Below are 13,201 nucleotides of genomic sequence, written 5' to 3'. Positions count from 1 at the left end.
TTATAATAAAAAACTAAAGCCAATTCTTCCGCCAATCCCGTAATAGGTGTCGGTTTTGTTGATTGCAGCAATGGGACCTAAAGCCAGTTCAAAGTTAATTTTCCTGCCTACGGCAGTTTGAAATCCCCATTGAGGCATAATATTGACCTGATAACCATATACAGTATTGCTTTGCGTAGGGACGATTGCTAGCACATCAAGGCCTACGTAACCAGCGTTGTTATTTAAGGTTTTTTTACCTTTTTTAATTCTTCGGTTAAAATTGTAATAATGTCTAAATCCGGCATTTAATGCAGGATAAACTTTGAAATCTGTTTTCGTATGAGTACTAATATTATAATTGTTGTCAATTGTAATTTCGGTTTGATAAATAAATGCTCCTTCTGCTCCTGCGCCAAAATAGACCGAAGTTGTTTTACCTACTTTTTGTTCTCTTTCATAACTAACGCCAAGAAGGGTAAGCCGTATTTTATTGAGTGACTTTACTTCTGTTGGCTGTTCTACTTTTGTACTGTCCTGTGCTTTTGCACTTCCAAAAATGGCCGTACAGATAATTAAGATTAAAAGTGTTTTGATTGCGTTTTTAGATTTCATGAAGATTTATAGTTTAGTTGTTTGATTTTTTCTTTCCGTAAAACTGATAAATTAAAATGTTAAGGATAATTATACCTGTCATCCCATAACAGAATAAGGCCCATCCGCCCTGAGCCCAAAGCCACAAACCTAATGCTGAGCCACAACTTGCACCGATAAAACTAACCGACATAAAAATGGTGTTGAGCCTGTTCCTGGCTTCAGGGATCAGCATGTAAATGCGGGTCTGGTTGGTTACATGTATAGCCTGCTGCCCTATATCGATCAGTACAATGCCAATTACAAACAGGTATAAATGGTTGCCGGTAAAATAAAACAGGGCCATGCTCACCAGCTGCAGGATAAAACCAATCATCAGGTTTTTACGGGGATTGCTGCCATCGCTTAATTTTCCGACCAATGGAGCGGCCAAGGCGCCGGCAGCACCGGCAATACCAAATAAACCAATCTGTAAGGTTTGAAAGTTAAAGGGTGGATTGGCTAAAAAAAGCACCATAGTAGTCCAAAATGCACTGATAATGGCAAATGCCAAAAAGTTGATAAGGGAAGTTTCTCTTAGGGCGGGTTGTGTTTTAATATAACCGAACATCGATCCCATGAGCGCTTTGTAAGATCCCTTAAATGAAGGGAAACTTTGAGGAAAACGTTTGGCCATTAAAAAGATCAGCAAGCCACATATCGCAGCGGCAATATAATAAACTGCTCTCCATCCCAGCCAAAAGCCTATGCTTCCGCTTACCGCGCGCGAGGCTAAAATACCTACCAGCAAGCCACTCATAATCATGCCGATGTTTGCTCCACGGTTTTCATCGCTGCTTAAATTAGCGGCCAGTGGCAAAATTAATTGTGGTACGATAGAGCAGGTACCAATCAGGACCGAAGCTGCTTCCAGTATAAAAAAGCTCCGAGAAAGCGCAGCAATTAAAAGTGCAAAAATAGCCAGTCCTGTAATGACAAGGATCTGCTTTTTACGCTCAAACATATCACCCAGTGGTACCAAAAGGAAAAGTCCAAGCGCATAGCCAATCTGCGTAAGGTAGGTAATTTTACCGGCATTGGTTTCGGTGAGGTTAAAATCTTTTGCAATCAAGATCACCAATGGCTGACAGTAATAAATGTTTGCAACAATAAGGCCCGTGCAAAAAGCCATGAGGAGGATATCGGCTCGTTTTAACATGTAACGTTATATAATGTAAGATGTACAATGTAAAATGGATGATGAAATTAAAAAAGTACGATGTATAATGACAGTGTAGTTGTTCCATCTACCATCTTACCTCATCCATTTTCCATCTTTACAAAGGTATATTTCCGTGTTTCTTTCTGGGGTTGTTTACCACCTTATTTTCTAACATCTTGAAAGCTTTTATCAACTTTATGCGGGTTTGGGCAGGTTCTATTACTTCATCAACAAAGCCGCGTTCTGCTGTACGGTAGGGGTTAGCAAAGATATCAGAGTAAATTTTTTCTTTCTCCAGCCATTTTTCTTCCGGGTTTTCTGCTGAAGTAATCTCGCGTTTAAAGATAATTTCAGCAGCGCCTTTTGCACCCATAACTGCAATTTCGGCACTTGGCCAGGCATAGTTCATATCTGCACCTATGTGCTTGCTGTTCATTACATCGTAAGCCCCTCCGTAGGCTTTTCGGGTAATTACGGTAATGCGTGGCACGGTAGCTTCGCTAAATGCATATAATAATTTTGCCCCATTGGTGATAATGCCGTTCCATTCCTGATCAGTGCCCGGTAAAAAGCCCGGTACATCTTCAAACACCAGTAATGGGATGTTAAAACAGTCGCAAAAACGGACAAAACGGGCTGCTTTGTTAGAGGCATTACTATCTAAAACACCGGCCAGGTAGGCGGGTTGATTGGCTACTATGCCGATGCTTCTTCCTGCTAAACGGGCAAAACCAACCACAATATTTTCTGCATAAGCAGCATGCACTTCCAGAAAGCTATCGGCATCGACAGCGGTTGCAATAACTTCGCGGATATCGTAAGGTTGCGAAGCATTCTCAGGCATAAAAGTGTTTAGTTCTGGTCGGTTTTCGTCAGTACTTTCGTAAGGTAGATGGCCGGCAGTCTCTTCACAGTTTTGAGGCATATAGCTCAGTAACTTTTTCAGGTGGTTAATAGCCTCTATTTCATTGGCGCAGGCGAAGTGGGTAACGCCCGATTTTGTTGCATGTGTACTGGCTCCGCCCAGTTCTTCCGAAGTTACTTCTTCATGTGTTACTGTTTTTACTACGTTAGGTCCGGTAACAAACATATAGGAAGTATTTTCTACCATCAGGATAAAATCGGTAATGGCAGGCGAATACACTGCTCCACCGGCACAAGGTCCCATAATAGCCGATAGCTGTGGAATAACCCCTGATGCCTGTACATTTTTGTAAAAGATATCGGCATAACCACCCAAAGAAACAACGCCTTCTTGTATACGGGCACCCCCACTATCGTTTAAGCCAATTAGTGGTGCACCGTTTTTCATGGCCATATCCATGAGTTTACAGATTTTTTCGGCGTGTGTTTCGGATAATGAGCCACCAAATACCGTAAAATCCTGAGAGAAAACATAGGTCAGGCGTCCGTTAATGGTTCCGTAACCGGTTACCACACCATCACCAAGATACTTTTCGCGCTCCATGCCAAAATCGGTACTGCGGTGGGTAACCATCATGCCAATTTCTTCGAAACTGCCTTCGTCCATTAAAAAATGAATACGCTCGCGGGCGGTTAGTTTTCCCTTTTTATGCTGACTATCGATCCGATCCTGTCCGCCACCAAGGTTGGCCTGGTTGATTTTATCTTTAAGTAATGCTATTTTTTTATCCATTGCTGATGCTATGAGATTTTAAAATTAAAAATTACTAACGGTAATGCAAGATAAGCGGTGTTATTTTATCCAGGCCTAATACGCGATTTTGAGTAAAGCAGCTGGCCAGACTATCGTACCTATGAAAACTGATCTTGCATTTCCAAAAAAGAAAAATATTATAGTGTTAATTGGAAATGAACGGTTCCGTGCTTTTGGCAATTTCAGTCCCGCTTTTTGGTACGAGTTCCGATGAAAGATCGGAAGCTCTTCCCTGCAATCGGATTTATTTAACCTAGGTCCATGCAGGGAACAGCGATTTTTTCGTCTGCCGGTAATAAAAATGGGCTGTTTAGAATAAGCTTTTGTTTATAAAGCTAAGGGACAGCAGCGGCATCCTTTTTGGCTTTTTTTGATTTTGAATTAAAACTAATTTTGCCAAAAAAGATATAGCGGATGGCAGGACTGGACTGGCCGATAATAACGGAACCGGCTGTTTTCAAAACCTGAAAAGAATCTTATTTCTACATCGTAAATGCCTGTATTTTACTTATATTACATTTTTTTTACAGCTTACGGTATTGAAAAACCAATTATCCGTTTATTTTTGTAATTGTTAGTATTAAAATAACATTAGAAATTTTAGATGTTTTTAAGGAAATACAAGTATTTGATCGTTGCCTCATTTATGTTCATCTTCATGGCGAAGATGGGGATAGCTGCTGCACCGGTATTTTGTACGGGTATTGACAAGGAAATCATGAATGCTGTAATCATGCAGATTGAGTTAGAGCATGAAGGCGGAAAGGATACCGCTAAAGACACAGCAAAATTTACCGATTTTAAAATTGTTGAGCTTAATCATCCTATCTTTTCTTACGAGTTCTCTTCAAGCCATTTCTTTCTGAAGAGCAGTTTTATAGAACATTTTAAAAGATATGTAGACCCATATCATCCTACTGTTCCGACACCACCGCCTAACGTAATCTAGTTTTTTATTATTGGAGTAATTCTGGCCTGTTCAATTGAATTGAGCATAAACGTTGTGTTTAAAATTTTAAAACATAATGTAATGCTGTTCTGGATATGTCTTGAAATCCTCCTACGATTTATTCGTTAAAATTTACCAGATAATTATATCGTTATGCAAAAGTTTAACCCGGCCTTTTCAGGTTCGGACGTGAAAAAATATTTTCTTAAAAAGAATCTAAAGAAAGATTTACCTTCAAGTATTGTGGTGTTTTTAGTGGCCTTGCCACTATGTTTGGGCATTGCATTAGCTTCTGGTGCACCATTATTTGCCGGTTTAATCACCGGTATTATCGGGGGGATCGTAGTTGCCTCATGCAGTGGCTCGCAATTAAGTGTGAGTGGGCCTGCAGCAGGTTTAACGGTTATTGTTCTGGGAGCAATAACCTCTTTGGGAAGTTATCCTACCTTTTTACTTGCTGTGGTCCTTGCCGGGGTATTTCAGTTGATTTTAGGTCTGGTTAAAGCAGGTACCATTGGTAATTATTTTCCTTCGAGTGTAATTGAAGGGATGCTTGCAGCCATCGGACTGATTTTGATCCTAAAACAGTTGCCTCATGCATTAGGTGTTGATACTGACTTTACGGGCGACGAAGGTTTCTTTCAACAAGATCATGAAAATACTTTTTCGGCAATTACGGCTGCCATAAGTCATTTCAGTCTGGGAGCTGTGGTGATCAGTGTCTTATCAGTAGCCATCCTGGTCATCTGGCCTAAATTTCAGAAACTGGCCATTGTACCGGCTCCGTTATTGGTTGTAACTTTGGGCGTTTTGGGCACGCTGTTTTTTGCAGGTACCGATCATCCATTACGTGCTGATCAGATGGTGAAAATTCCGGTGGTTAATGGCTTTGATGAGTTTGCCCGTTTATTTACATTGCCCGATTTTTCACAATTGGCCAATAAAAACGTCTATATCGTAGCGTTAACCATTGCCATTGTTGCCAGTTTGGAAACTTTGCTAAGTATCGAAGCGATTGATAAAATCGATCCCATTAAACGTATAACACCTACAAATAGGGAGCTGATTTCGCAAGGCATAGGAAACATTACCAGCGGTATGGTGGGTGGTTTACCTATGACATCGGTAATTGTACGCAGCTCTGCCAACGTTAATGCAGGCGGTAGAACCAAGATGTCGGCTATTTTTCATGGTATTTGGCTGTTGTTGTCGCTGTTGTTTATACCGGGTTTGATTAACATGATCCCGCTATCGTGTTTAGCTGCCATTTTATTGGTAACCGGTTATAAGCTAACCCGGATCAGCCTGTTTAAACACATGTACCATAAGGGCTGGGACCAGTTTGTACCCTTTGTGGTTACCGTTGTGGCGGTATTATTTACCGATCTGTTAAAAGGCGTTGCCATTGGAATGCTGGTTTCGGTTTTCTACCTGTTGCGTACCAACATGCGTAACCCCTTTTTTTACCGAATAGCGAAAGAAGGTGATAAAAAAAACATCAGGATTAAACTGGCCGAAGAGGTTTCCTTTTTAAATAAAGCAGCGATACAGGTACTTTTAACGGATATTCCGAAAGAAACCAATGTGATTATTGACGGTTCGAATGCAAGGTATATCGATCCGGATGTATTGGAAACCATTTACAATTACAAGCATAATGCTTACACCAAGGGCATTGTGGTAACTTTAGAAAACATACAGAAACATTATTCTGTTCCAAAATTGAATATAAAAGTAGAAGAAGATATTAATAAGTTATAATTATGTGCGCTAAAACAATAGATACGAAAGACATAACATACGAAAGTTTATTACAAGGGAATAAAGACTGGGTTAAGGATACAATTGATAGCGATCCTGCCTTTTTTGATAAACTATCTGCAGGCCAGGCTCCGCCGGTTTTATGGATCGGTTGTTCTGACAGCCGTGTGCCTGCCAACCAGATTACCAATACAAGACCCGGAGATATTTTTGTACACAGAAACATTGCCAATGTGGTGGTGCATACCGATATGAATTTGCTGTCGGTACTCGATTACTCAATCAATGTATTAAAGGTAAAACACGTTATTGTTTGCGGTCATTACGGCTGTGGTGGTGTTAAGGCTGCATTGGGCGATAAACAGGTTGGTTTAATCGATAACTGGTTGAGAAACATCCGTGATGTATACCGTCTTCACGATCAGGAACTATCGGACATCCAGTATCCTGATCAGAAATTCGATCGTTTAGTGGAGTTAAATGCGATTGAAGGGGCTGCCAAAGTGATGAATACGTCAATAGTTCAGAGTGCCTGGGCTAATGGACAAGACTTATCGGTACATGCCTGGGTATATAGCTTAAAAACAGGATTGATCAAAGATTTAGGGGTAACAACCAAAAGCCTTGATGATGTTTCGCCTGCATTTAAGGTAAGTTAAAACGCCGATCAGGTGTTATTTTTTAGTTGTTAGGGAAAGCCCGGATTTATCCGGGCTTTTATTTTTTTGTGCTGTGTGGCATATTGCCTGCGCTACCTTTATTGCCTTTTTCGGCATCTTCCCTTGCTTCTTCGGCGCCAAAATCGCCTCCTCCGAAATTTCTGCCCAGGTTGCCGGCATCGGTTTTTACAGTGTTTTTCTTTTCTTTATTATTGCTGCGGTGGCGGGGTACCTGCTGTTCGGGCATGTTCGTTTTATCTGCTGCATTATCTGCATTTTTATTGCCCAGGTTTTCGTTATTATCTTTTGTGTTTTCCATAATCTTCCTTTAAGCTATTTTATATAAACAGCACAAAAGAAGATTGGTTTCATATCTTTAACCAGTGTTGTATAAATAGAGCCGGCCAGAAAGACTGGCCAGCTGATGTGTTTTTATTTGGTTTTTGCTTCTTCAGAGCTTAATAAAGCTTCCAATTCTTTCACTTTTTCCGGATATTTTAGGGCAAGATTGTTTTTTTCGCCCAAATCATCCTCAAGGTTGTATAGTTGTACCACCGGCAGATTTCCACTGTCGGTATGGGTAAGCTTATAAAAAGCTTCTCCTTTTGAGGGCCTGATGTATTTCCAATTGTCTTTAACAATTGCCAATTGACCACTCTGTTCGATAAAGGAGCTGCGGCCTTTTTGGTCTTTCCCGGTAAAGGCATCCCATACATTTTTACTGTCAATTGCGTTTTTACTTTCTATATTGAAGAAGCTTGCAAATGAGGCTAAGAAATCAATTTGAGAAACTAAGGCACCTGAAACACCGGGTTTAATTTTTGCCGGCCACGAAATAATAAAAGGCTCGCGTGTACCACCTTCTAAAATGCTGTATTTTCCTCCGCGTAAACTACCAGCAGGTGTGTGGCCGTTCAATTTTTCGAAACCCTGATCTTCGTAGCCATCCATAATTACCGGACCGTTGTCGCTGCTAAAAATGATCATTGTATTTTTATCAAGACCCAGATATTTTAGTTGTTTAGTGATTTCACCAACTGCCCAATCGAGTTGTAAAATGACATCACCCCGATTGCCCAATTCACTTTTACCTTTAAACATGGTGGCAGGTAAACGTGGTACATGTGGTTCGGTTAAGGCATAGTACAGGAAAAAAGGCTCTTGTTTATGATCTTCGATAAAATTTTTCGCTTTCGTTAAAAAAGTAAGCGGTACCTCCTCATCAGTCCAGCGGGCAAGTTTGCCACCCTGCATGTACCCAATACGACCAATACCGTTTACAATAGTTTGGTTGTGCCCATGATTAGCTTCAGCAGGCATTTTTAACAGTTCGGGATGATCCTTCCCCGTTGGGTCTGTACCAATTGGGTTTTTATAATCAACCGTAATTGGATCTTTAGGGTCTAAACCTACCACCAATTGATTTTCCATAAAAACGGTTGGCACCCTATCGGCAGTAGCCGGAAAAATAAAGGAATAATCAAAACCAACTTCTTTCGGACCGGGTTTTACTTCTTTGTTCCAGTCTTTTTCTACGGTATTGCCTAAACCCAAATGCCATTTGCCAACAAGACCTGTTTTATAACCGGCCTGCTGAAAAATTGAGGGTAGGGAGCTATTATCTGTTGGGATAATTAATGCGGCATCGCCAGGCAAAATGCCTGTTCCTTCTTTGCGCCATGCGTATCTCCCAGTCATTAAAGAATAGCGCGAAGGTGTACAGGTAGATGCAGTGGCATGGCCATTGGTAAAACGTATTCCTTGCTTTGCGAGAGCGTCGATATTTGGGGTTTTTATTTTGGTTGCACCATAACAGCTGAGGTCGCCATAACCCAGATCGTCTGCATAGATGATAATTACATTGGGTTTCTTTTGTGCAGTAGCGTAAAAGTTAAAGCTTGTCAGCGCGACAAGCAGGGATAATAAAAATTTGTGGTTCATGGTTAGAAAAGGATGTTGATGTTTTTAAAATTAATGCAATTGTCCTCGTTTATAACGAGGATGCACGAGAGCCACATTTTTAATGTGGCGTATAAGTTAAGCGATACAATCGCTTTTCTCCATAATCCTCGTTGCAAACAAGGACTATATGTGCATAAAAAAGGCCAAACAATCATGCTTGGCCTTGTATGTAAATATTAATCTTCTGCTAAGAATGGGTAACGGTAATCTGTTGGAGGGTTAAAGGTTTCTTTAATGGTACGTGGAGAAACCCAACGTAATAAATTGATCATTGCGCCAGCCTTATCGTTCGTGCCTGATCCTCTTGCGCCACCAAATGGTTGTTGCCCAACTACGGCACCTGTACATTTATCGTTAATGTAAAAATTACCAGCTGAGTTGCGTAAAGCATAACTGGCTTTTTCTATGGCATATCTATCTTGTGATAAAATGGCGCCCGTTAATGCATAAGGTGAGGTGGTATCGATTATTTCTAAAATCTGGTCAAATTCTTGATCTTCATATACGTATACAGATAATACTGGACCAAAAAGTTCCTCACACATGGTGGTGTATTTCGGATCATCAACAACTAAGACAGTAGGTTCGATAAAATAACCTTTGCTTTTATCGTAATTGCCACCGGCAATAACTTCTACACCTTTATCTTTTTTAGCCTGATCAATGTATTTAGCCAATTTATCGAAAGAACGCTCATCAATAACTGCATTAATAAAGTTGCTGAAATCTTCTGTTCCGCCCATTTTAAATGAAGCTAAATCTCTGATCATTAATTTTTTAATCTCAGGCCACAGGCTTTGTGGGATATAAGTACGACTAGCTGCAGAACATTTTTGGCCCTGATATTCGAACGCACCCCTAACAATTGCAGTAACCGAAGCAGCAACATCTGCACTTGGATGAACCAGGATAAAATCTTTACCACCAGTTTCGCCAACTATGCGTGGATATGATTTATATTTATGAATGTTTGTTCCGATTGTTTTCCAAATTTCCTGAAAAACTTTTGTTGAGCCTGTAAAGTGGATACCCGCAAAATCAGCATGATTAAAAACCACATCGCCAACTTCCGGACCATCGGCAAAAATAAGATTAATTACACCGTCAGGTAAGCCTGCTTCACGGAAAACCTGCATAATTACATTAGCTGCGTAAACTTGGGTGTCTGCAGGTTTCCAAACAACCACATTACCCATCATAGCTACACAAGCAGGTAAATTACCTGCAATTGCGGTAAAGTTGAAAGGTGTTAAAGCAAATATAAAACCCTCTAAAGGACGTTGTTCTGTTCTGTTCCACATGCCATTTGGCGATACAGGCGGTTGTTGGCCATAAATGTCATGCATGTAACTTACATTAAAACGCAAGAAATCAACCAGTTCGCAAGCGGCATCAATTTCAGCCTGATAAGCATTTTTACTTTGCCCAAGCATGGTTGCTGCATTAATTTGGTAGCGGTATTTTGTGGCAAACAAATCGGCAGCTTTCATAAAAATAGCAGCTCTATGTTCCCAAGCTAAAGCTTCCCAATCAGCCTTGGCGGCCAAAGCAGCGTCTATGGCTTGTTTTACATGGTTTTTATCGCCATAACTAAAGGTAGCCAGTACATGTTGGTGATCGTGTGGAGCGACTACTTTCTTTTTATTATTAGTATGTACCTCTTGTCCGCCAATAAACATCGGAATATCCAATTGTTTAGAACGGGCATTGGCAATAGCCTCTTTTAAAAGCAAACGTTCTTTTGTGCCAGGCGCATAGCTGTTAATGGGCTCATTAACCGGGGTAGGTACGTTAAAAAATCCTTTAAGCATATTTTATTTTTTATGATTTGGACAAAGATAATGCTTTTTGAGGTAGGCAATTCTATTATTCTGTAAAGAAAACAGGGCAAACGTTTGTGTAGAATAGTCAGGGGTTGGAGGTTCGATGACCAACGCCCGGGAATGGGTAATTTTAAAGAAAGTGTGGTTAAAATACGGGTAGTTTGAAATTAATACACCAAAGCCAAATACCGACCGTGATGGCTTACGCACCCAGGTTTAGTGCTTTTATAATCAAAAAGATTTTCCGGAGATTGGTAGATATTTATTCTGATTTTAGCTAATTGATGGTAAATAGGGGTAGCTATCGTATGAAGATAGCCTGGATGTACATCACTTTTGGTGAAATAAACATCTTTATCAATGCTTACTTTGCCTTTTATATAATCAGAGTTTGGTGAAAGAGTACAGGTTAAGCTTTTTGGTGCAAAATTTCGGATTCCGGTTTTACGGTTGTAAATTTTATAAGCCGATTCTTTCATACTCCATAACAGCCATACCATTAGATCTGGGTTTGGTGCTGATGTAACCATCAACTGTTCATCAGCGGTGAAAATCTTATTCAGGTAGTTCTTACGCCTCCAGTTACTTTGGATTTTAGCCAGGTCAAGATCAACAATATCGTTACCCAGCATGTGATTCCAGTTTTTGAGCTATAATTTCGGTTGTAGCTTTTACCGTAAGCATTTTAGCCATCGAATCGTTGTCTATTTCGATGTTAAATTTCTCTTCGATATCTAAAACAATATCAACCAAATTGGCCGAATTTATTTTTAAATCATTTATAAAATCGGTGTTTTCGTCAATATAGGCCAAGGCTGTTGTCTCTTCGCTGTAGGGCTCGATAATTTTTTTCAAAGCATCAATAATCTCTTCTTTATTCATGGGTGTATTTTTTAAAGATAACGCAGGCATTAATATCACCAAAACCAAAACTGGCTTTAGCTAAGGTATTAAATGGTTTATAAATTACGGTTTGTGGAATGCATTTCGCATCAATTAAAGCGCTAATCTCGGGATTTAAGTCTTCGCAATTAATATTAGGGAATATAAAGCCCTCCGAAAGTTCAAGTACCGAAGCTACGCATTCTATACTGCCTGATGCCGCAATACAATGACCAACCATGCCTTTTAAAGAATTGATATATGGGAAATCATCAACGGGTAATTGCAATGCTGCTTTCCAGTTTTCTATTTCAAGTGCATCTTTAGTGGTGGCCGTAAGGTGGCCGTTAATCACATCGATTTCATCGGCTTTAATACCTGCATTTTTTAAGGCTGCCCGGATACACCGCTGCACGGCGGTAGGATTTGGTGCAGTCATAGAGCCTAAACCCCGCTGACCACCAGAATTGATATGACCACCGCATACTTCTGCATAAACTTTTGCTTTCCTTGCCATTGCACTCTCGAGCGATTCCAATACTAATGCACCGGCACCGCTTCCGGGTACAAAGCCACTTGCTGTTGTACTCATAGGGCGGCTACCTTTTTCCGGATCATGGTTATGTTTAAAAGTACAAACCTTCATGGCATCAAAACCACCCCAAATATAAGGGCCACTGTCGCTGGTGCTGCCGGCCAGCATTCTTGTCGCCTGACATGTTTTAATTCTTTCGTAAGCCAGCAATATACTTTCGGTTCCGGTTGCGCAGGCAGATGAATTGGTGCTTACCTGATTGCCTAAGCCGAGTTTGCCACTGATAAATGCACTTACGCCACTGGCCATGGTTTGTATCACAACTGAACTTCCCAATTTTTTAATTTCAAGTGCATCTATCTTATTAATGGCCCATCTGAATTTATCTATCCCGGAAGTACCGGCTCCGAAAATGGTACCACTATCCCAGTCGGGTTCGTCATGATTTCCGGTGACCAGGCCCGCATCTTTCCAGGCATCTAAACCAGCAATAACACCGTATATAATTCCTGAGCTGTTTAGGTTTCGTAATTCGAGCGAAGTAAAATACTGGCTGATCCGCTCTTCGTTAAGCGTTGGTTTGCCTGCTATCTGGCAAGAGAAGTTCAAGGCTTCCAGGTCGGGTTGATGGCGGATACCCGAAAGCCCTTTTTTTATGGCATCCGAGAACTCATCAATGCTTGTGCCATTGGGTGCGCATACGCCCAAACCGGTAATTACAACTCTGTTATCCATTTTCTTTCGAAATTAACATGCCAGAAATATTTCCTTTGCAAACCATTTCACCAGTTGCATTTTCCATTTTAACCTTGCAACTGAGTTTATTAAACCTGAAATACACTTTTTCGCTCGTTACCGTTACCTGCTCACCAGGTGCAACTGGTTTTAAGAAATCGATTGCGTTTGAAGTCATCGCAATAGATGTATTTTGATTGATATCTTTCAGCAGGTAAATTCCCAAGCATACCAGGCCAATTTGTGCCATGGTTTCAGTAAGGATTACAGCAGGCGTAACCGGATGGCCCTTGAAATGGCTTTCGTAAAAGGGTAGATCTTGAGTATAAATATAAGTGCCCTTTACTCCGTTTTCATCAATGTGCAATAATTCATCAACAAAAAGAAAAGATTTTCCGTAAGGCAGTTTATCTAATATTTCTTGTGTTGTCATGATTATATTA

Annotated in this window: 13 protein-coding genes; 3 read left to right on the top strand and 10 right to left on the bottom strand. The window is 40.5% G+C overall.

All coding sequences use genetic code 11. The features are described 5' to 3' along the window. The 3 genes from ACFSR6_RS14110 to ACFSR6_RS14100 form a co-directional block, all read right to left on the bottom strand. The gene (locus ACFSR6_RS14110) at window positions 1–594 is read right to left on the bottom strand and encodes a hypothetical protein (protein ID WP_379079969.1); all 594 of its coding nucleotides are present in this window, start codon (window positions 592–594) and stop codon (window positions 1–3) included. 13 nt (window positions 595–607) lie between these two features. After that, window positions 608–1,771, bottom strand: coding sequence for an MFS transporter (locus ACFSR6_RS14105; RefSeq protein WP_379079967.1), 1,164 nt, complete (start codon window positions 1,769–1,771; stop codon window positions 608–610). Window positions 1,772–1,889: 118 nt separating this feature from the next. Further along, on the bottom strand, window positions 1,890–3,431 hold the full coding sequence (locus ACFSR6_RS14100; RefSeq protein WP_379079965.1) for an acyl-CoA carboxylase subunit beta: 1,542 nt from the start codon (window positions 3,429–3,431) through the stop codon (window positions 1,890–1,892). Between the two features lie 625 nt (window positions 3,432–4,056). Between ACFSR6_RS14100 and ACFSR6_RS14095 the strand changes: the two genes are divergently transcribed. The 3 genes from ACFSR6_RS14095 (at window position 4,057) to ACFSR6_RS14085 (ending at window position 6,821) form a co-directional block, all read left to right on the top strand. Next, complete coding sequence (locus tag ACFSR6_RS14095; RefSeq protein ID WP_379079963.1) at window positions 4,057–4,401, top strand: hypothetical protein; 345 nt, start codon at window positions 4,057–4,059, stop codon at window positions 4,399–4,401. A 153-nt stretch (window positions 4,402–4,554) separates the two neighbouring features. Further along, window positions 4,555–6,162, top strand: a complete 1,608-nt coding sequence (locus ACFSR6_RS14090) for a SulP family inorganic anion transporter (protein ID WP_379079961.1) — start codon at window positions 4,555–4,557, stop codon at window positions 6,160–6,162. Between the two features lie 2 nt (window positions 6,163–6,164). Beyond that, complete coding sequence (locus ACFSR6_RS14085; protein WP_379079960.1) at window positions 6,165–6,821, top strand: carbonic anhydrase; 657 nt, start codon at window positions 6,165–6,167, stop codon at window positions 6,819–6,821. A gap of 58 nt (window positions 6,822–6,879) precedes the next feature. Here ACFSR6_RS14085 and ACFSR6_RS14080 read toward each other — a convergent pair whose 3' ends face one another. The 7 genes from ACFSR6_RS14080 to ACFSR6_RS14050 form a co-directional block, all read right to left on the bottom strand. Then, complete coding sequence (locus ACFSR6_RS14080; protein WP_379079958.1) at window positions 6,880–7,140, bottom strand: hypothetical protein; 261 nt, start codon at window positions 7,138–7,140, stop codon at window positions 6,880–6,882. 113 nt (window positions 7,141–7,253) lie between these two features. Then, entirely contained in the window at window positions 7,254–8,762 is a 1,509-nt protein-coding gene (locus ACFSR6_RS14075) for a sulfatase family protein (protein ID WP_379079956.1), read from the bottom strand. 197 nt (window positions 8,763–8,959) lie between these two features. After that, entirely contained in the window at window positions 8,960–10,594 is a 1,635-nt protein-coding gene (gene pruA / locus ACFSR6_RS14070) for an L-glutamate gamma-semialdehyde dehydrogenase (RefSeq protein WP_379079954.1), read from the bottom strand. Window positions 10,595–10,773: 179 nt separating this feature from the next. Further along, a complete protein-coding gene (locus ACFSR6_RS14065; protein WP_379079952.1) occupies window positions 10,774–11,238 on the bottom strand; it encodes a 4'-phosphopantetheinyl transferase family protein in 465 nt (154 codons plus the stop codon). Next, window positions 11,228–11,488, bottom strand: coding sequence for an acyl carrier protein (locus ACFSR6_RS14060; RefSeq protein ID WP_379079950.1), 261 nt, complete (start codon window positions 11,486–11,488; stop codon window positions 11,228–11,230). The genes ACFSR6_RS14065 and ACFSR6_RS14060 overlap by 11 nt, the downstream gene beginning before the upstream one ends. Further along, the gene (locus ACFSR6_RS14055) at window positions 11,481–12,758 is read right to left on the bottom strand and encodes a beta-ketoacyl-[acyl-carrier-protein] synthase family protein (protein WP_379079948.1); all 1,278 of its coding nucleotides are present in this window, start codon (window positions 12,756–12,758) and stop codon (window positions 11,481–11,483) included. The genes ACFSR6_RS14060 and ACFSR6_RS14055 overlap by 8 nt, the downstream gene beginning before the upstream one ends. Then, entirely contained in the window at window positions 12,751–13,191 is a 441-nt protein-coding gene (locus tag ACFSR6_RS14050; protein WP_379079946.1) for a 3-hydroxyacyl-ACP dehydratase FabZ family protein, read from the bottom strand. The genes ACFSR6_RS14055 and ACFSR6_RS14050 overlap by 8 nt, the downstream gene beginning before the upstream one ends. Window positions 13,192–13,201 lie beyond the last annotated feature (10 nt).

It is taken from the genome of Pedobacter vanadiisoli, assembly GCF_042684385.1.
In the GTDB taxonomy this organism is placed as follows: domain Bacteria; phylum Bacteroidota; class Bacteroidia; order Sphingobacteriales; family Sphingobacteriaceae; genus Pedobacter; species Pedobacter vanadiisoli.
Note: the sequence above shows the minus strand (reverse complement) of the source record. Positions and strands in the feature narration are given on the sequence as shown.

Excerpts from the sequence above, each read along its gene's own strand:
- ACFSR6_RS14100 (WP_379079965.1), bottom strand. The coding sequence starts at position 3,431 with ATGGATAAAAAAATAGCATTACTTAAAGATAAAATCAACCAGGCCAAC.
- ACFSR6_RS14085 (WP_379079960.1), top strand. The coding sequence starts at position 6,165 with ATGTGCGCTAAAACAATAGATACGAAAGACATAACATACGAAAGTTTA.
- ACFSR6_RS14075 (WP_379079956.1), bottom strand. The coding sequence starts at position 8,762 with ATGAACCACAAATTTTTATTATCCCTGCTTGTCGCGCTGACAAGCTTT.
- ACFSR6_RS14080 (WP_379079958.1), bottom strand. The coding sequence starts at position 7,140 with ATGGAAAACACAAAAGATAATAACGAAAACCTGGGCAATAAAAATGCA.
- ACFSR6_RS14065 (WP_379079952.1), bottom strand. The coding sequence starts at position 11,238 with ATGCTGGGTAACGATATTGTTGATCTTGACCTGGCTAAAATCCAAAGT.
- pruA (WP_379079954.1), bottom strand. The coding sequence starts at position 10,594 with ATGCTTAAAGGATTTTTTAACGTACCTACCCCGGTTAATGAGCCCATT.
- ACFSR6_RS14095 (WP_379079963.1), top strand. The coding sequence starts at position 4,057 with ATGTTTTTAAGGAAATACAAGTATTTGATCGTTGCCTCATTTATGTTC.
- ACFSR6_RS14060 (WP_379079950.1), bottom strand. The coding sequence starts at position 11,488 with ATGAATAAAGAAGAGATTATTGATGCTTTGAAAAAAATTATCGAGCCC.
- ACFSR6_RS14090 (WP_379079961.1), top strand. The coding sequence starts at position 4,555 with ATGCAAAAGTTTAACCCGGCCTTTTCAGGTTCGGACGTGAAAAAATAT.
- ACFSR6_RS14105 (WP_379079967.1), bottom strand. The coding sequence starts at position 1,771 with ATGTTAAAACGAGCCGATATCCTCCTCATGGCTTTTTGCACGGGCCTT.
- ACFSR6_RS14110 (WP_379079969.1), bottom strand. The coding sequence starts at position 594 with ATGAAATCTAAAAACGCAATCAAAACACTTTTAATCTTAATTATCTGT.
- ACFSR6_RS14055 (WP_379079948.1), bottom strand. The coding sequence starts at position 12,758 with ATGGATAACAGAGTTGTAATTACCGGTTTGGGCGTATGCGCACCCAAT.
- ACFSR6_RS14050 (WP_379079946.1), bottom strand. The coding sequence starts at position 13,191 with ATGACAACACAAGAAATATTAGATAAACTGCCTTACGGAAAATCTTTT.